We start from the raw sequence: 16818 nt of genomic DNA, 5'->3' as shown, positions 1-16818 counted from the left end.
AGCTCAGCGCAGCCAGGCGACGCCGGGCAGGAAGCCGAATTGGCCGCTGAACCGGTAATTGCCGAGCCGCGCCGACGTGAAATCAATCCATTTCGGCACGTACATCGAGATCCACGGGGCCTGGTCGGTGACCGCGCGGTCGATCTCGGCCCACCTCGCGTTCGCCGCGTCCGGGTCGGTGTTGGCCAGCCGCAGCGCCTCGGTCATCCGGGCGTCGACGGCCGGATCGCAGAAGCCGCCGATGTTCGGGCTCGCGTCCGAATTCGGCACGAACGCGGCGCACGACGTCAGCACTTTCAGGAAATCGCTGGCCGCCGGATAGTCCTGGGACCAGTCGGTCAAGGCGGCTTCGACGTGGTTTCCGGAATTCTGGACAAAGGGGTATTGCAATCCCTCGTCCATCGGTTTGAGTGTCGCACGATAGCCCAAATCGGTCAACAGGGTCTGCAGGTATTCGCCCATGGCGATGTGCATCCGGTTGTTTCCCGGCACGACGGAAACCGCGGCTCCGGCGGTCCCGGATTCGGCGACCAGGCGCTTCGCTTTGACGAGATCGGGCCCGCGCCACGGTCCTCGGCCGTTCGGGGCCGGGTTGCTCGTCCACGGGCAATACTGCTGATAGCCGGGGATGTTCGGGACCAGGACCTGGCAGGTCGGGATCGCCAGCCCGGGGCCGCCCGCCTGCAGCACCGCCGAATTGCGGTCGAACGCGTAATTGACCGCCTGCCGGGCCTTGAGGTGGTCGAACGGAGGAATGCGAGTGTTCAGCGCCCAATACCAGACGTGCCCGAGCTGGTCGGTGTGCAATTGCCGAGGATGGTCGACGCTGATCTCGTTCAGCCGGTCCGGCGGCGGCTGGTCGGACGCGAGATCGGCCTGCCCGTTGATCACCGCGGTGACCTGGTCGGTCGGTTCGAGGCCGAATTTCTGCACGATCTGGTCCGGATATCCCTCGGGCGCGGCGAGCGGCGACCAGGAGCGGAAATACGGATTGCGTTTCAGCACGACGCGATCGGTCGGATCGTAGCTCGCCCAGTAATACGGGCCGGTCGAGCGCAGTTTCGACACGTCCGAACCGAGGTCGGCCGGCGGGGTGTCCGCGGGCAGGATCGACGCGAGCGGCTGGCCGAGCTGCTGGGGGAGTTCGGGATCCGGTTCGGTCAGGGTGAAAGTGATCGCGCGGGTCGCCTCGTCGATCGCGATGCCTTTCGACAGATCGCAGGTTTCCGGGGTGTCGAGGCATTCCTTCGCGCCGGCGAGGACGTCGAATTGCGAGGAAGTCGTCGGGCCGTGCACCTTGAACATCCGCTCGAACGACGCCTTGACGTCCTTCGGCCGGACCTCGCGGCCGTCGCTGAACCGGATCCCGGACCGCAGGGTGAACGTCCACTTGAGACCGTCGGCGGTGGGCTTCGGGATTTCGGTGACGAGGTCCGGGGCCACGTGCTGCCCGGTTTCCGGGCCGGACTTGGTGAACGCGGTGAGGCCGTCGTAGGTCGCGGTGAAGAGCGTCCACGACGAGGTCGAGAAGTTGACCATCGGATCGGCGGTGCCGATGTTGCCCGAGGACAGCAGCACCTCGATCCCGCCCTGATGGCCGTGATCGCCGGGCGCGACCGACGTCAGGTCCAGCGTGTCGTCCACTGCGCATCCGCTCGCGGCGAGGAGCAGCAACGACGCGAGCACCGCCCGTTTCCGTTTCATCGCGCCACTCCCTCGCGGTCGACCGGGGGCAGGATCTCCGCCGAACGGGCGCACACCCGCTGGATGATCTCGATGACTCCGCGAATGAACGCCAGCCGCGGGTGATAGCGCCGCCAAGCGATCCCGACGGTCCGTGCCGGGACGATGCCGGCGAGGGAAATCCTTCGCACGCCGGGAGTTCGGCCGCCGAGGGTGAGCCGGGGCACCGCACCGCAGCCGAGCCCGGCGGCGACCATCGCCTCGACGGCGTGGTTGGTTTCCATCTCCAGCACCCAGTTCAGCTCCGCGCCGACGGACGCGGCCCAGATCTCCATCGGATCGCGCTGTCCGCGCAGGCCGATCAACGGCAGCCCGGCGAGTCGGCCGAGCGACACCGGAGCGGCCCCGGCAGGCAGGAGCAGCACGAACGGGTCGGTGAGGAGTTCCGCGGTGAGCAGCGCCGGGTCGGCGATCGGCAGCTTCACGAAGGCGAGGTCGATGTCGCCGTTGCGCACCAGCCGGGAAACTTCGGCCTGCTGGTCCAGTTCGACGAGTTCGATCCGGTAGTCGACCGGCTGCCGCCGCAGTGCCGCCATCATCGGTGGGATCACCCGCTCGCTCGCGCTGGTGAACAAACCGATCCGGACCGTCGCGTTGAGACCCTTGCGGATCGTTTCCACCTGGCTCAGCGCGACCGAGAGGATCCCGCCGACCTGCTCCGCGGCGGCGACCAGGGTGTCGCCCGCTTCGGTGAGCGACACGCGGCGCTGCTGGCGGGACCGGTGCACGAGGAGGACTCCGAGGCCGCGTTCCAGGCTCGCGACCCGTTGGCTCACCGCGGACTGGGTGCAGCCGAGTGCGGTGGCGGCTCCGGCGAAGGAGCCGGTGGCGGAGATGGCGATGAGCGCGGCGAGCTGGGGGAGGGTCGGGCGGGCGGAGCGGCCGGTGTCGGTGCTAGTCATCGCGTGCGGCCTTGGGTTCGGTCGGCGTCAGCTGGACCGCCGGGGCGAGCGGATGGTGGCAGGCGACTTCGTGTCCCTCGTTTTCCGTGATCAGCAACGGTTCCGTCGTCCGGCACACGCTGGTCGCGCGCGGGCAGCGCGGGTGGAACCGGCAGCCGCTCGGCGGGTCGAGCGGGCTGGGCACGTCCCCGGCGAGCGTCGTGTCCCGCCAATCCGCGCCCGCCGCCGGATCCGGGATCGGCACGGACGCCAGCAGCGCCGCGGTGTAGGGATGGCGCGGCGCGGCAAAGATCTCAGCGACCGGGGCCTGTTCGACGATCCGGCCGAGATACATCACCGCGACCCGGTCGGAGGTGTGCCGGACGACGCCGAGGTCGTGCGCGATGAACACGTAGGTGAGGCCGAGCCGTTCCTTGAGGTCGTCGAACAGGTTCAGGATCTGCGCCTGCACCGAGACGTCGAGCGCGGACACCGGTTCGTCGGCGACCACGACCCGCGGCCGCAGCGCCAGTGCCCGCGCGATGACCGCGCGCTGCCGCTGGCCGCCGGACAGTTCGTGCGGGAACCGGTCGGCCAGTTCGGCGGAAAGTCCCGTCAGGGCAAGGAGTTCGGCGAGGTCCGCGCGCGTCGCGGGAAGGCGGTGCACGCGCAGCGGTTCGGCGACCGAATCGCCGATCCGGCGGCGGGGGTTCAAGCTGGCGTACGGGTCCTGGAAGATCATCTGCACCGAGCGGCGGACGGGACGCAGCCCGCGCCGGCCGGTCCGGCTGATCTCTCTGCCGTCGAAGGCGATCGACCCGCTGCTCGGCCGGTACAGGCGGACGAGGCACCGGCCGAGGGTGGACTTGCCGCAGCCGGATTCGCCGACGAGCCCGAGCGTTTCGCCGCGCCGCACGGACAGCGAAACCCCGTCGACGGCACGCAGCCGACCGGGGCGGCCCAGCCGGTTTCGCCGTACCGGGAACCATTTGACCAGGTCAGTCGTCCGCAGCAGTTCGGCCATCAGGCGGTTCTCTTCTCGTCCGGGGGCGACGCGTGCCGCAGCAGGCAGGCGTCGAGATGCTCCGCCGCCGACGGCAGCAGTACCGGCCGTTTCCGGACGCAGACCGCCTCCGCCTCCGGACATCGCGGCGCGAACGCACAGCCCGGTCCGAGGTCGGCCGCGAGCGGGGGCAGCCCCTCGATGGACGGCAGCCGGGCCGGCCGCGGCACGTCCAGGCGGGGGATCGAGCCGAGCAGCCCGACGGTGTACGGATGCCGCGGCCGGGCGAACAGCTGCGCGGTCGGCGCCTGCTCGACGATCCGTCCGGCGTACATCACCTGCACTCGCGACGCGATTCCGGCGAGCACCCCGAGGTCGTGCGTGATCAGGATGACGCTGGTGCCGGTGCGCGCGCTCAGGTCGCGGATGATGCGCAGGATCTGGGCCTGCACCGAAACGTCCAGCGCGGTGGTCGGCTCGTCGGCGATCAGGACGTCGGGTTCGCAGGACAGCGCCATCGCGATCATCACCCGCTGCCGCATGCCGCCGGAGAACTGGTGCGGATAGTCCCGCGCGCGAGCGTCCGGGCTCGGGATGCCGACGAGGTCGAGCAGTTCGACCGCGCGGCGGCGGGCGGCTCGAATGCCAATGCGCTGGTGCTGGCGTATCTGCTCGGCGATCTGCCATCCCACGCGGTACACCGGGTTCAGCGACCGTCAAAAAAATCCTGGAAGATCATCGCGATCCGGTCGCCCCGGTAGCCGCGCATCCGCTTCGGCGGCAGGGCGAGGAGATCCTGGCCGTCGAACCAGACGCGGCCGCGAACGATCGCGTTGCCGTCGCGGAGCAGGCCCAGCAGCGCGAGCATGGTGACCGACTTCCCGGACCCGGATTCGCCCACCACGCCGAGGGTTTCGCCTTCGGCCAATTCGAACGACACATCGTCCACCACGCGCACCAAGCCGTTGCGCGTGCGGAACTCCACGGTCAGGCCTTCGGCGGACAGGACTTTCGCGGGCCGGCTCGTCATCGCACTCGGATCCTCGGGTCCAAGGCCGCGTAACCGAGGTCGACCAGGAGGTTCACCAGCACGACGGCGAACGCGCCGTACAGCGTCACGGCCATCAGCACCGGCAGGTCGAATCGGCTGAGCGAGTGGAAGGTGAGGTTGCCGACCCCGGGCAGGCCGAAGACCTGCTCGGTGAGCACCGCGGCCCCGCCGAGCATGGCTCCGAGGTCGAGGCCGAAGAGGCTGACGAACGGGATCAGCGAGTTCCGCAGCACGTGCCGGAACAGCACGCGGGATTCGGAAAGTCCTTTCGCCCGCGCGGTGAGCACGAACTCGGACCGGTCGACCTCGATCAGGTCGGCCCGCAGCACCCGCGCGTACAGGCCGGCGGTGCCGATCGCCAGCGTGATCCACGGGAACAGCAGCTGCCCGAACCACTTCAGCGGGTCGACGTTGATCGGCGTGTAGCCGAGTTCCGGCAGCCAGCTGAAGACGCTGGTATGCCAGGTGCCCTGGGTGAGCAGATTAACCACGCCGCCTAGCCAGTACACCGGAAGCGACATGCCGACCAGGCCGAGGCCCATCAGCAGCGGATCGACCGCACGGCCGCGGAAAACCGCGGCGAGCGTGCCCGCGCCGAGCGCGAGCAGCAGCCAGAGCACCGCAGCGCCGCCGACCAGCGACAGCGTCACCGGGACCGCCTTGGCCACGCGGGAGAGCACCGGGCCGCGATCGGTGTAAGAGACCAGGTCCCGGTCGATGACCAGGCGTTTTATCATGGCGAAGTACTGCACCGGCAACGGTTTGTCGAGGCCGAAGTCGGTCCGGATCTGCGCGATCACCTGCGGGGTCGCCTGTTTGCCCGCGATCTGCCGCGCCGGGTCGACGCCCGGGGTTTTGAAGAAGATCAGGAACACCAGGACGCTCACCGCGATCAGCACGCCCGCCGCGGAGAACACGCGGCGCACGACGTAGGCGATCACCGCGCACGCATCCGCAGTTCGGCCTTCGGGTCGAAGGCGTCCCGGATCGCGTCGCCGAGGATGTTCAGCACGCAGACGGTGGTCGCGAGCAGCGCGCCGGGCACGATCGCCATCAGCGGCCGGTTGCGCAGCAGCTGGGTGCCGTCCTCGATGATCGTGCCCCAGCTCGCGGCGGGCGGATGCACGCCGATGCCGAGGAACGAGAGGCCGGATTCCAGCAGCATCGCGGTCGCCACCATCAGCGGGAACAGCACGACCACGCGGGACAGCACGTTCGGCAGGATCTCCCGGCGGATGATCCGCCCGTGCCCGGCGCCGTAGGACGTGGCCGCGCCGACGTAGTCCGCGGCGCGCACGGACAGCACCGCGCCGCGCACCGGCCGCGCGACATAAGGCACGTAGACCACTCCGATAATCAGGACCGGCAGCGCGAGGCTGCCGGAACTGACCCGGACGAAACCGAGGCTGATCCCGGACGCGAAGCTGATCGCGGAAATCGAAATCGCCAGCATCAGCACCGGAAACGCCCACACGACGTCGAGGATCCGGGACAGCACGCCGTCGACGACCCCGCCGACGTACCCGGCGAGCAGCCCGACCACCAGGCCGCCGGCACAGGCGACGAGGCCGGCGAGCACCCCGATCACCAGCGTGTTCCGTCCGCCGTACAGGATCCGCGCGGCGATGTCGCGACCGTCGCCGTCCGCGCCGAGCAGGAAATGCGCCTGCCCGGTCGGGCCGAGCGGCAGCACACCGACGCCTTGCGGCGCGGGTTGCAGCAGCGGCACCACGGTCCCGTCGTCGAGCACGGTGGTGCCGACCGGGTCGGCGACGAACGGGTCAGTGCCGGAGATGTGGCTGGCGTAGAGGGGGGCGAGCAGGCACAGCACCACGATCACGGCCAGCACCGCGGCCGAGACCATCACCCGGGAGTTGCCGAGCAAGGCTTGGAGGCCGCGTCGCCACGGTCCGCCGCCGGGCGCCGGTTCCGCTCGCGTCGCGGCAGCATGGGGCTCGGTCACCAGGCCACCCCCCTCGGTTTCGCCGTCCTGTGGGCAAAAGCTAGAGAAGGGGCGCGTTTTCCGGCAAGAAGACCGGCATCGGGTTCGATAAGACGGCCTAATCGGCTGAGCGATTCGGCCCCGGCCGGAATACCTTCCGGTAGGCGCCGGGCGTCACGCCGACCACTTGGCCGAACTGGGAACGGAAGTTGCTCGTCGTGGGGAATCCGGTCTGCGCGGCGATCCGGTCGACGGTGTGCTCGGTGGTTTCGAGCAATTCCTGCGCCTGCCGGATGCGCACCCCGGCCACCCATTGCATGGGGCTTTGGCCGGTTTCCTCCTTGAATCTCCGGGTGAGCGTGCGCACGCTGAGCCCGGCCGCTTCGGCGATGTCGGCGAGAGCGAGGTCGCGGTAGGCGTTTTCCTCGATCCACGGCAACACCTGGCCGAGCGTGGTCGGGCGGCGGGGCGCGCGGTTGCGGACGATGTATTGCGCCTGCCCGCCGGGCCGGTGCAATGGCGCGACGGCAAGGCGGGCGGCGTCGGCCGCGACGGCGGTTCCGTAATCGTTCTGGACAATGTGCAGGCACAGATCAATTCCGGCCACCGCGCCCGCCGAAGTGAGGATTTTTCCGTTGTCGGTGTAAAGCACGTCGGGATTTACGCGGACCGCCGGGTATCTCCTGGCGAATTCGTCGGCGGCGAGCCAATGCGTGGTCGCGTCGCGGCCGTCGAGCAATCCTGCTTCGGCGAGCGTGAATGCGCCGACGCAGATCGACGCGATTCGGGTGCCGCGGTCCGCGGCCGCGCGCAATGCGTCCAGGACGACCGGCGGAGTCGGCGCCAGCGGGTTGTTCCGTCCGGGCACCACGATAAGGTCGGCGCGCTGGAGGGCGTCCAGGCCCTCGTCGACGGTCAGCCGCAACGGGCCTGCCGCGATCTCGCGCTCCGGACCGGCGACGAACGTGCGGTATCCCGAGCGGCCGTCGGGCAGTCGCACGCGCCCGAAGGTTTCGATCGGCGTGGCCAGATCGAAGGGGATCGCGTCCGGGACGGCCAGCACCGCTGTGGTGTACATCCCGGCAGGATAAGCCATCGGCGACGTGGCCAGATCTGAGTGGAAGTTGTCCAGGTAGCCACTGGGAAGATCATCGCGGATGCCCTTCGATAGACGAAAGAGTCCAGCGAAAGGAACCACTCATGCTTCGGGCCCAGTTCGTGCTCTTCGACGGGTTCGACCCGCTCGACGTCGTCGCTCCGTTCGAGGTCCTGACGGCGGGAAGCGACTTCCTCGGCGGCAAGCTCGCCGTCGAACTCGTGAGCGCGGACGGTCCCGGCGTGGTGCGCTCCGGCAATCCCGGGCTCACCCTGACCGCGACCGCCGCGTTCGACCCGGACGCGCCCGGCTACGTCCTCGTCCCGGGAGCCGCCGGCCCGGTCGACGGCGACCCGGACACCGGCGTGGAGACCATCCCCGTCCTGCTGTCGCGCTTCGCGTCGGGCGACGCGATGCCCTTGCTGCGGCGCGCGTTCGACAATCCGGACAGCACGGTCGTGACCATCTGCGGGGGTTCGCTCGCGCTGGCGATGGCGGGTCTGCTCGAAGGCCGCGCCGCGACTACGCATGTGCTCGGCATCGACCTGCTCGAAGCGACCGGAGCGAAGGCCGTCCGCGCCCGCGTCGTGGACGACGGCGACTTGATCAGCGGCGGCGGGGTCACTTCGGGGCTCGATGTGGCGCTTTACGTGCTGGAGCGAGATTTCGGTTCACCGGCCGCGCTCGCCGTCGAGGAGCTTTTCGAATACGAACGCCGCGGCACCACCTGGAAAGCTTCGCACTGAAGGGAAATACATGAACACCATTGTCGGCACCTGGCTGCTGCGGATGAAAACCCCCATCGGAACCATGGAAGCGACTTATACCTTCGAAGAAACGAACGGCGTGCTCCAGGGCAGCGCGACCGGATTCGGGGAAACGTCGCCTCTCACCGACCTCGCGGCCGATGGAGACAGGCTCACCTGGCGGCAGCGCATCACCCGGCCGATGCGCCTCAATCTCGACTACGCCGTGACCGTGCACGGCGACTCCCTTTCCGGCGAATCCCGCGCCGGACGGCTTCCGCGCACCAGCGTGACGGGCGAACGGATCTCCGCGTGAACGCTTTCCTGCTGTCGGTGCACGTATTGGCGGCCATTCTCGCCATCGGCCCGGTCGCCGTCGCCGCGAGCATGTTCCCGAGCGCCGCCCGGCTCGCCTCCGACGATCCGAAGAAGGCCGCGACGCTGCAGGTGCTTTACCGCACGACCCGCGTCTACGCGGTGATCGGCGTGCTGGTGCCGGTCTTCGGCCTCGCGACCGGCGCGCGGATCGGGGTGCTGGGGAATGCCTGGCTGATCGTCTCGCTGGTCCTGACAGTCGCCGCCGCCGGAATTCTTATCGGGTTGATTCTGCCGGGGCAGAAACGCGTCGTCGACGCTGTCGGCGCCGATCGGCCGGTGCCGGTCCGCCTGGGAATGACGACCGGCATCTTCAATCTCCTCTGGGCGGTGGTCGTCGTGTTGATGATCTACCGCCCCGGCTCGACGACGGGAGTGGGACTGTGAGCCCGCGACGGATTCTGGACCTCATCGGCGCGGTGGAATTGGTGACGCTGGTGCTGATGCTGGGAAATATCGCGACGGTGCACCTGCGGGAGATCTCGGGAGTGCTGGGCCCGGTGCACGGATTGGCTTATATGGCAACGGTGATCACTGCGGTACTGGTGATGAACGGCCGGCGGCGGGTATGGCTGCTGGCCCTGATTCCGGGGATCGGCGGGCTTTTGGCGGCACGGGCCGCTTCGCCGCGGAGTTCGTCCTCGGCCGAAGGCGCCTAGTCCGAGTCGAGGAGATCAGGCATATCTCTGAGCTGTCTCCGTGACGTGATACCGAGCTTCCGAAAGATATTACGCAGATGCGCATCCACCGTCCGCGGGCTGAGGAACAGCCGCGTAGCCACTTCCTTCGACGTGGCTCCCGCGGCGACCTCGCGGGCGATGTGCGTTTCCTGCATGGTCAGCCGGTCATAGGTATGCGAGGTGCGGCTGCGCGCCACCTCTCCGGTAGCGCGCAGCTCATCGGCCGCCCGTCGGGTGAACGCTTCCAAGCCGATTTTCGACAGCTGCTCATGCGCAGCACGCAGTTGCTCGCGCGCATCGCGACGGCGGCCCGCGCGGCGCAGCCATTCTCCGTACCGCAGGTGCGCCCGCGCACTCTGCACGGCCAGCGGGCTGTCCGTGAGATATGACAGCGCCGCGACGTAGTCGTCTTCCGAATCGTTGACCATCGCCCGTGCGCCAGCCGCGACGCCCAGGGCGAAGTTGGTGCCCGCCGGTTCGGTGCGTTCGATCAGGGCGTCCAGGGCTGACCGGGCGACGGCGGTCTCCCCGCATCGGACGGCGGCCTCGATCTGCTCGGGCAGCGCGATGCCGGTTAGGAAGAGGTCGCCGCTCGCGATCGCGCGGGTCGCGGCTTCCAGCGCGGCGGGGTAGTCGCCGAGGCCGTTGCGCAGGACGGCCAGCGCCCAGTGGGCGTTCGCGGTCAGCTGGTCGGTGCGTCGGTTCGTGGCCTCGGCGAACAGGTCGAGCACCTCCTGGCGGCGTCCGCGCATCGCCGCCAGGTGCACTCGCGGGTAGAGCTGCGGCGGATCGCCGAGGGCGTCGGCGATGGCTTCCTCCTCGGCGATCGCGGCCATCGCCTGGCCGAAATTCCCGGTGAAGACCGCGGACAACGCCGCTTGGGACAGGCCGAGCCGGACGGTCATCGGGGAACCGGTCGACTCTCCGGTCCGCGCCAGCCAGTCGACGATCGTGCGGTGCAGATCGAGGTCCCACAGTTCGCCCGCGAGCACAGTGGCCAGGGCTGGCGTGCGGGTCCAGCCCTCGTCGTCGCCGGTGAGGGCTTGGCGGATCGCGGGTACTCCGGCGCGGTGTCCTTCGGTGGTCAAGCGCACCAGCGCCGTGAGGAGATCCGGCGGTCCGGCCGGGGGCGCGGCGGCGAGCACCCGGTCCAGCACCCCGGCGGCCCGCCCGACGACGAGCCCCATTTCCAGCGCCGCCACCAAGAACTCGCGTGACCGTTCCGGGTCGCTGGCACCGAGCTGCTCCGCCGCGCGCAGGATGATCTCCGGACCGCGAACCGCGCCGTCCGGGCCCTGGACGAAGGCGATCTGTCCGCGGAGCAGGTCGACGGAGGCGCGCTGCGGGACCGCCAGGGTCGAGGTGTCGATGCTGGTCAGGAGGTCTGCTGCGGCGTCGGTCCGGCCGGCGGCGAGGGTCGCTCGCGCGGCGGCGAGCGTGCGTTCGACCTGCTTGCCGCGGTCGAGCGACAGCGCGGCGGCCCGTTCGAGGAATGCCGCGGCGGCCGCGACGCCCCCGCGGGCCTGCGCGCGGGACGCCGACACTTCCAGCTCCGCCGCGACCTCCTCGTCCGGCCCGGCGGTGGCTTGCGCGCGGTGCCAGGCGCGGCGGTCGCCGGCGGTGTCCGGGTCGGTCGAGTCGGCTAACGCTCGGTGCGCTGCTTGCCGCTGTTTTGGCTCAGCCGCGCGGTAAGCCGCCGAGCGTGCCAGCGGATGGCAGAAGCGCGCGCGGGTGTCGAACTGGATCAGCCCGGACGCCTCCGCCGCGGCGCTCGCGACGGGCACGTCGAGGTCCAGCCGCCGGGCGGCGGCCCACAGCAGACCCGGATCGCCGGTCGGATCGGCGCTGGCGAGGATCAGCAGCTCCCGCGCGTCCGGGGGCAGGTCCGCCATGCGCGAGAGGAAACTCCGTTCGATCCGGCTCGCGATCGGCGACGGGGTCGGCAGCGCGAAACCGCCTGCTTTCGGCAGCTCGATCAGCGCCAGCGGGTTGCCGCGGGCCTCGGCGAGCAGGCGATCGCGCACCCGCTCGTCCAGCGTCCCGGTCTTCTCCTCGGCCAGCAGCGCGCGGGCGTCCGCGTCGCTCAGCCCGCGGACGGTCAGCCCGGGCAACTCGTCCAGACCCGGCACCGGCTCCTGGTCACGGGCGGCGAACACCAGCGCGATCGGTTCGGCCGAGACGCGCCGGGCGAGGAACGTCAACGCGCGCGCCGAGGCGGCGTCCAGCCAGTGCGCGTCGTCGATCACGCACAGCATCGGGCGTTCCGCCGCGGCCGTGGCCAGCAGTTCGAGGGCGGCGAGACCGACGCGGAACGGGTCCGGCGCGCCGTCGGCCAGCCCGAATGCGACCAGGAGGGAGTCGCGGTAGGGCGTCGAGAGGCTGTCGAGGTGCGCCAGGACGGGCACACACAGCTGGTGCAGGGCGGCGAACGGCAGCTCGCCCTCGAACTCCGACCCGGACGCCCGGATGCGCTGAAACCGCTCCGCCGCCTGCTCGACGTGGTCCAGCAGCGCGCTCTTGCCGATGCCCGCCTCGCCGCGGAGGACGAGCACCCCGCCTTCGCCCTGCTCGGCCGCGCGGACCAGCGCGAGGAGGCGGTCGATCTCGGCGGGCCGGCCGATGAGAGGCATGGCCGGAACCTTAGGGCAGGCCGCGGCGGGCGAAGTAGGCGATTGTCGCCGACGCGAGCGGCGGCGGGTCCGGGCGAGGGTGGGGACAGCACCCCGGAGGAAAGGAAAATCCACAATGGACACCGTGCTCGTCACCGGCGCGACCGGAACCGTCGGGTCCGCGCTGATTCCCGCTCTGCGGGCCCGCGGCAGCACCGTTCGCGCGATGACCCGGGGCCGTCCCCTCGACGGCGTCGAGACCGTCGTCGCCGACCTGCGGGATCCCGCCTCGATCGCGGCGGCGCTGAAGGGGGTCGACGCGATCTTCCTCAACAGCCCGTCCGCCCCCGACGCGGCTGAGCTGCAGATTCAGTTCGCGAACCTGGCCCGCGACGCCGGGGTCGGCCGGCTCGTGCTGCTCTCCCAGTACGCGGCCCGCGCCGATTCGCCGGTGCGCTTCCTGCGCTGGCACGCCGAGGTCGAGGCGCACGTCGCGAAGCTCGGTCTCGACTACACCGTGCTCCGGCCCAATCTCTACCTGCAGGCGCTGCTCAACTTCTCCGCCACCATCGCGCAGGGATTCCTCGCCGCGCCCATCGGGGACGCGGCGGTCAGCGTCATCGACACCAGAGATATCTCAGCCGCCGCCGCTGCCGTACTAACCACTAGCGGACACGCGCGCCGCACGTACCCCCTCACCGGGCCGCGCGCCGTGACCCATGCCCAGATCGCCGACGCGCTCTCCGCCGCCACCGGACGGGACATCGCCTTCCGCGACGCACCTGCCGACCAGTTCGCCGCCGCGCTGACCGGTTTGCTCCCGTCGTGGCAGATCGGCGGCCTCGTCGAGGACTACGCCCATTACGCCCGCGGAGAGGCGGCTGAGGTGTACCCCTCCGTCGCCGATCTCACCGGACGGCCGGCCCGCGACCTCACCGATTTCGCCCGTGACTACGCCGCAGCCTTTGGAAAGGACTCTCAATGACCGTGTCAAGCCGCAACAGTGACCGGATTCGGTGTGTCGAGGGTGAATTCGCGGCCGTCGCGCAGCAGTGCCCAGAGCACGTCGACGAGTCGCCGGGCCAGCGCTAGGAGGGCTTGGGTATGGATGAGTCGTTCGGCGCGCTTCTTGTCGTAGAACCGCCTGGACGGGCCTTGCGTGCGCAGGCTGGACAGGGCGGCCATGTAGAAGACCCTGCGCAGGCGTCGGTTGTAGCGTTTGGGACGGCGCAGGTTTCCGCTGACACGACCGGAGTCGCGTGGCACCGGCACCAATCCGGCATAGGACGCCAAGCGGCCGGCGGTCGCGAAGCTCGCCAGGTCACCGCCGGTGCTGGCGAGAAATTCGGCGCCCAGTCCAGGGCCCATGCCGGGCAGGGACTCGATGATCCTCGCCCACGGATGTCGCCGGAATCGGGCGGTGATCAGCTTGTCGGTGTCTTTGATCTCGCGGTCGAGGTCGAGCAGCTTGCGGGCGATGCGTTTGACGAGCATCGCGGCATCGGCTTCGCCGGGCAGCACCAGGTCCTGGGCGTCGGCGGCGGCGACCGCGGTCGCGGCGGTCTTGCCGATCGCCGGACCCCATGCCTTGTTGTCGGTGAGATGGGTTGTGACACCGCCGATTCCGGCGGTGCGGATCTCGGCGGGGGTGCACATCCCGGCGACCAGGATCAGCGGGGTTCGGTTGGAGTAGTCGAACGCGGCCTCCAGAGCGGGGAAGATCGAGCCCAGCAGCGCCCGCAGCCGGTTGATCCCGGCCACCCAGTCCGACATCAGGTCGGCGCGGTAGCTGGTCAGCTGGGTCAGCGAGACCGCCAGCTCATCGGGCATCGTGACCTCGGTCAGATCCCTTCGCAGCCGGGCGGTTTCGGCGATCACCCGAGCGTCTTTGGCGTCGGTTTTTCCTTCGCCTCGGAATCCGTGGGTCATCGTGTTCACGACCCGGCCCGGCACATAGGTCACCGACTGGTCGGCAGCCAGCAGCGCCGTGATCAGCAGCAACGCCATCGGACTCGTCAAATCGATCGCCCACTGCGCCCGCTGAGCGGCCGCACTGGCACGAGCGATCAACTGCTCGATCGCGCGCTGATCATTCCCGAGTTTCTGACTGAACAGCACCTTCCCGTCGGTGTCGATCGCACACGCGTGATGCATCGATTTGCCGACATCGATCCCGACCCAGACCTCAAGGCGAATCGCCACCCATCCACTCCTGTCATTGCAGGTCACGCCCGTGGACAACCCCGCCGACAGATCCCTAAACAGCGACGACCCGCAACAGCTCTCAATCAGCGAACGGAGCGTCCAGCACGGCGGGGCAGCCAGTCCTTTCGAGCCTCGACAACAGGCAACAACCGATCAGCTACACCCCACCGCCCCGGGCATCCAGGGCACCAACCCCAGACACCCACAAACTTAGGGAAAACCGATGATCTGCCACAGCATTCGATTCACGTTCAAGCCCGAGGTCACGGCCCGGCAGAAGGCGGACGTCACCGCGAAAATGCGCGAGCTGCTCGACCGGATCCCAGCGGTCAAGGCACGCGTCATCGGCCCCGATTTCGGCGGGAAGTACGAACTGGGCGCGGTACTGGCGCTCGAGGACATCGACGGGTACTCGGAGTACATGAACCATCCGGCGCACCTCGAACTGGACCGGCTGGGGCTGCCGCTGGTGGAGGAGTTCGGGTCGTCCGACATCACCGACGACCCGGACCCGGAGATCGGCGCGAAGATCGCCGAGGTCCACCGGATCCGGTTCGAGAACGTGCCGGACGTCGCGGAACTCGTCTCCGGTCTCGCCGAGTACACCGGCAGCGCGGCCCCGGGCAAACACGGCCGGTGAGCGGCCAGCGGGCGGGAACCGCGCCCGGCGCGTCAATTCGTTCGCGCGCGGTCCCGCCCGCCGGGTAAGCTGAGTGCAGTTGCTGCCGTTCATCGGAGAGGTGCATTGATCTTCTGAGGTGTATGGACACCGCGATCCCGGGCTCTTTCGCCCGTCGCGCGTCTGGCCTCGGAGGACGGCATCCTGAATCCGTACCCCGCGCTCGCGGTGTCTCCACGTTCTTGTCCATTCGCGAACGGGGAGTTACGCCTGTGTCTTCTTCCATTGTGTGCTCGGACCTCAGCTTCGCCTGGCCGGACGGCGAGGTCGTCTTCGACGGCTTCTCCCTGGCGATCGGCGAGGGCCGGACCGGGCTGATCGGCCTGAACGGTTCCGGGAAATCCACCTTTCTGCGGTTGATCACCGGCGAACTGCGGCCGGCCGCCGGGTCGGTCAGCGTGTCCGGCGAACTCGGCTACCTGCCGCAAAACCTGATCCTGGCCGCCGAACGCCGCGTCGACGAGGTGCTCGGCGTGGCGGCGGTCCGGGCCGCACTCGCGGCGATCGAACGCGGGGAAGCCGACGAACGCTGGTTCGCGACCGTCGGGGAGCAGTGGGACGTCGAGGAACGCACCCGCGCGACGCTCGATCAGCTCGGTCTCGCGCACGTCGCCCTGGACGCGCGGGCGGGGGAGCTGTCCGGCGGCGAGCTGATCCTGCTCGGGCTCGCCGCGCAGTTCCTGCGGCAGCCGGACGTGCTCGTGCTCGACGACCCGACCCACAACCTGGACCTGCGGGCGCGGCGGCTGGTCGGCGAGGCGGTGCGGGCGTGGAAAGGGGTGCTGGTGCTGGTATCTCACGATCGCGAGCTCCTGCGCCACGTCGACCGGATCGGCGAGTTGCGTTCCGGGGAGGTGACCTTCTACGGCGGCAACCTGGAGGATTACGAGGCGGCGGTGGCCGTTCAGCAGGAGGCGGCTTCGCGGATGCTGCGGGCCGCGGAGTCGGATCTCAGACGGCAGAAGCGAGAGCTGGCCGAGGCGCGGACGAAGCTGGACCGGCGCGCCCGGTACGGCCGGAAACAGTGGGAGAACAAACGCGAGCCCAAGGTCCGGATGCGCAAACGGCAGGAGGACGCGGAAATCGCCGCGGGCAAGCACCGCACGATGCACCTCGGCAAGGTGACGGAGGCCGAGGATCGGCTGAAGGCGGCCGAGGAAGCGGTGCGCGCCGACGCCGAGATCCGGATCGATCTGCCGGAAACCTCGGTGCCGTCCGGGAAAGAAGTGCTCACGTTGTCCGAGGTGGAGCTTCGGAACGGGCTCGCGGTGAACCTCGCTGTGCGCGGACCGGAGCGGATCGCGCTGGTCGGGCCGAACGGTTCCGGCAAAACCACGCTGCTGCGCACGATCACCGGGGCGATCGAACCGCGCTCCGGGACCGTCCGGGTCCCGGTTCCGGTGCGCTGGCTGCCGCAACGGCTCGACGTCTTGGACGACACGTTGTCCGCGGCGCAGAACGTGGCCCGCGCCGCGCCGTCCGTGTCGAACAACGAGATCCGCGCCCAACTCGCGCGGTTCCTGTTGCGCGGCAACCGGGCGGACCAGCCGGCCGGAAGCCTGTCCGGTGGCGAGCGTTTCCGGGCCACCCTGGCGACGCTGCTGCTGGCCGAACCGGCACCGCAACTGCTGTTGCTGGACGAACCGACGAACAATCTGGACCTGGCCAGCGTCCGGCAACTGTCGGAAGCACTGCGGTCGTACGCCGGTGCGCTCATCGTGGTCAGCCACGACCTTCCGTTCCTGCGCACGATCGGGGCGACGCGGTGGGTGCGACTCGGGTCCACAGTGGAGGAGACGGCGGGGTAA

General features: G+C 69.6%; 17 protein-coding genes. 7 read left to right on the top strand and 10 right to left on the bottom strand.

Annotated elements, in window-relative coordinates; genetic code table 11:
• Window positions 1-3 precede the first annotated feature (3 nt).
• From SSMG_RS28760 to SSMG_RS28730, 8 genes are all read right to left on the bottom strand, one after another.
• Window positions 4-1704, bottom strand: coding sequence for an ABC transporter substrate-binding protein (locus tag SSMG_RS28760; RefSeq protein ID WP_037715171.1), 1701 nt, complete (start codon window positions 1702-1704; stop codon window positions 4-6).
• The gene (locus SSMG_RS28755) at window positions 1701-2645 is read right to left on the bottom strand and encodes a LysR family transcriptional regulator (protein ID WP_009081829.1); all 945 of its coding nucleotides are present in this window, start codon (window positions 2643-2645) and stop codon (window positions 1701-1703) included. The genes SSMG_RS28760 and SSMG_RS28755 overlap by 4 nt, the downstream gene beginning before the upstream one ends.
• Window positions 2638-3648: an ABC transporter ATP-binding protein gene (locus SSMG_RS28750; RefSeq protein ID WP_037715169.1), complete on the bottom strand. Its 1011-nt coding sequence runs from the start codon at window positions 3646-3648 to the stop codon at window positions 2638-2640. The genes SSMG_RS28755 and SSMG_RS28750 overlap by 8 nt, the downstream gene beginning before the upstream one ends.
• A complete protein-coding gene (locus SSMG_RS43030; RefSeq protein ID WP_353611778.1) occupies window positions 3648-4319 on the bottom strand; it encodes an ABC transporter ATP-binding protein in 672 nt (223 codons plus the stop codon). The genes SSMG_RS28750 and SSMG_RS43030 overlap by 1 nt, the downstream gene beginning before the upstream one ends.
• Before the next feature lie 14 nt (window positions 4320-4333).
• Complete coding sequence (locus tag SSMG_RS47775) at window positions 4334-4657, bottom strand: ATP-binding cassette domain-containing protein (RefSeq protein ID WP_009081824.1); 324 nt, start codon at window positions 4655-4657, stop codon at window positions 4334-4336.
• The gene (locus SSMG_RS28740; protein ID WP_009081823.1) at window positions 4654-5619 is read right to left on the bottom strand and encodes an ABC transporter permease; all 966 of its coding nucleotides are present in this window, start codon (window positions 5617-5619) and stop codon (window positions 4654-4656) included. Before SSMG_RS28740 ends, SSMG_RS47775 begins: the two co-directional genes overlap by 4 nt.
• Entirely contained in the window at window positions 5616-6641 is a 1026-nt protein-coding gene (locus SSMG_RS28735; protein WP_009081822.1) for an ABC transporter permease, read from the bottom strand. Before SSMG_RS28735 ends, SSMG_RS28740 begins: the two co-directional genes overlap by 4 nt.
• A gap of 97 nt (window positions 6642-6738) precedes the next feature.
• Complete coding sequence (locus SSMG_RS28730) at window positions 6739-7698, bottom strand: GlxA family transcriptional regulator (RefSeq protein WP_009081820.1); 960 nt, start codon at window positions 7696-7698, stop codon at window positions 6739-6741.
• 122 nt (window positions 7699-7820) lie between these two features.
• Here SSMG_RS28730 and SSMG_RS28725 point away from each other — a divergent pair, with 122 nt between their 5' ends.
• The 4 genes from SSMG_RS28725 to SSMG_RS28710 are packed head-to-tail and all read left to right on the top strand — an operon-like array spanning window position 7821 to window position 9496.
• Window positions 7821-8462, top strand: a complete 642-nt coding sequence (locus tag SSMG_RS28725; protein WP_009081819.1) for a DJ-1/PfpI family protein — start codon at window positions 7821-7823, stop codon at window positions 8460-8462.
• A gap of 10 nt (window positions 8463-8472) precedes the next feature.
• Window positions 8473-8778, top strand: coding sequence for a hypothetical protein (locus SSMG_RS28720; RefSeq protein ID WP_009081817.1), 306 nt, complete (start codon window positions 8473-8475; stop codon window positions 8776-8778).
• Window positions 8775-9224 carry a hypothetical protein gene (locus tag SSMG_RS28715; protein WP_009081816.1) on the top strand — a complete coding sequence of 150 codons (450 nt, stop codon included), beginning with the start codon at window positions 8775-8777 and terminating at the stop codon, window positions 9222-9224. The genes SSMG_RS28720 and SSMG_RS28715 overlap by 4 nt, the downstream gene beginning before the upstream one ends.
• Window positions 9221-9496, top strand: coding sequence for a hypothetical protein (locus tag SSMG_RS28710; RefSeq protein WP_009081814.1), 276 nt, complete (start codon window positions 9221-9223; stop codon window positions 9494-9496). Before SSMG_RS28715 ends, SSMG_RS28710 begins: the two co-directional genes overlap by 4 nt.
• Here SSMG_RS28710 and SSMG_RS28705 read toward each other — a convergent pair.
• Window positions 9493-12147, bottom strand: coding sequence for an AAA family ATPase (locus tag SSMG_RS28705; protein ID WP_009081812.1), 2655 nt, complete (start codon window positions 12145-12147; stop codon window positions 9493-9495). The two genes, SSMG_RS28710 and SSMG_RS28705, sit on opposite strands and share 4 nt — an antisense overlap.
• A gap of 115 nt (window positions 12148-12262) precedes the next feature.
• Between SSMG_RS28705 and SSMG_RS28700 the strand changes: the two genes are divergently transcribed.
• Window positions 12263-13111: an SDR family oxidoreductase gene (locus SSMG_RS28700; RefSeq protein WP_009081811.1), complete on the top strand. Its 849-nt coding sequence runs from the start codon at window positions 12263-12265 to the stop codon at window positions 13109-13111.
• A gap of 5 nt (window positions 13112-13116) precedes the next feature.
• Here SSMG_RS28700 and SSMG_RS28695 read toward each other — a convergent pair whose 3' ends face one another.
• Window positions 13117-14328, bottom strand: coding sequence for an IS110 family transposase (locus SSMG_RS28695; RefSeq protein WP_009081809.1), 1212 nt, complete (start codon window positions 14326-14328; stop codon window positions 13117-13119).
• A 226-nt stretch (window positions 14329-14554) separates the two neighbouring features.
• Here SSMG_RS28695 and SSMG_RS28690 point away from each other — a divergent pair, with 226 nt between their 5' ends.
• Both SSMG_RS28690 and SSMG_RS28685 read left to right on the top strand, forming a co-directional pair.
• The gene (locus SSMG_RS28690; RefSeq protein ID WP_009081808.1) at window positions 14555-14971 is read left to right on the top strand and encodes a Dabb family protein; all 417 of its coding nucleotides are present in this window, start codon (window positions 14555-14557) and stop codon (window positions 14969-14971) included.
• A gap of 251 nt (window positions 14972-15222) precedes the next feature.
• Window positions 15223-16818, top strand: coding sequence for an ABC-F family ATP-binding cassette domain-containing protein (locus SSMG_RS28685; protein ID WP_106430332.1), 1596 nt, complete (start codon window positions 15223-15225; stop codon window positions 16816-16818).

The organism is Streptomyces sp. AA4 (assembly GCF_000158875.1).
Lineage (GTDB): Bacteria > Actinomycetota > Actinomycetes > Mycobacteriales > Pseudonocardiaceae > Amycolatopsis.
This window is presented reverse-complemented; position numbering and strand designations above follow the sequence as displayed.

Bases quoted from the DNA above. Each gene is read 5' to 3' on its own strand.
- SSMG_RS28725 (WP_009081819.1), top strand. From the start codon at position 7,821: ATGCTTCGGGCCCAGTTCGTGCTCTTCGACGGGTTCGACCCGCTCGAC.
- SSMG_RS28700 (WP_009081811.1), top strand. From the start codon at position 12,263: ATGGACACCGTGCTCGTCACCGGCGCGACCGGAACCGTCGGGTCCGCG.
- SSMG_RS28705 (WP_009081812.1), bottom strand. From the start codon at position 12,147: ATGCCTCTCATCGGCCGGCCCGCCGAGATCGACCGCCTCCTCGCGCTG.
- SSMG_RS28730 (WP_009081820.1), bottom strand. From the start codon at position 7,698: ATGTACACCACAGCGGTGCTGGCCGTCCCGGACGCGATCCCCTTCGAT.
- SSMG_RS47775 (WP_009081824.1), bottom strand. From the start codon at position 4,657: ATGACGAGCCGGCCCGCGAAAGTCCTGTCCGCCGAAGGCCTGACCGTG.
- SSMG_RS28760 (WP_037715171.1), bottom strand. From the start codon at position 1,704: ATGAAACGGAAACGGGCGGTGCTCGCGTCGTTGCTGCTCCTCGCCGCG.
- SSMG_RS28750 (WP_037715169.1), bottom strand. From the start codon at position 3,648: ATGGCCGAACTGCTGCGGACGACTGACCTGGTCAAATGGTTCCCGGTA.
- SSMG_RS28755 (WP_009081829.1), bottom strand. From the start codon at position 2,645: ATGACTAGCACCGACACCGGCCGCTCCGCCCGCCCGACCCTCCCCCAG.
- SSMG_RS28720 (WP_009081817.1), top strand. From the start codon at position 8,473: ATGAACACCATTGTCGGCACCTGGCTGCTGCGGATGAAAACCCCCATC.
- SSMG_RS28690 (WP_009081808.1), top strand. From the start codon at position 14,555: ATGATCTGCCACAGCATTCGATTCACGTTCAAGCCCGAGGTCACGGCC.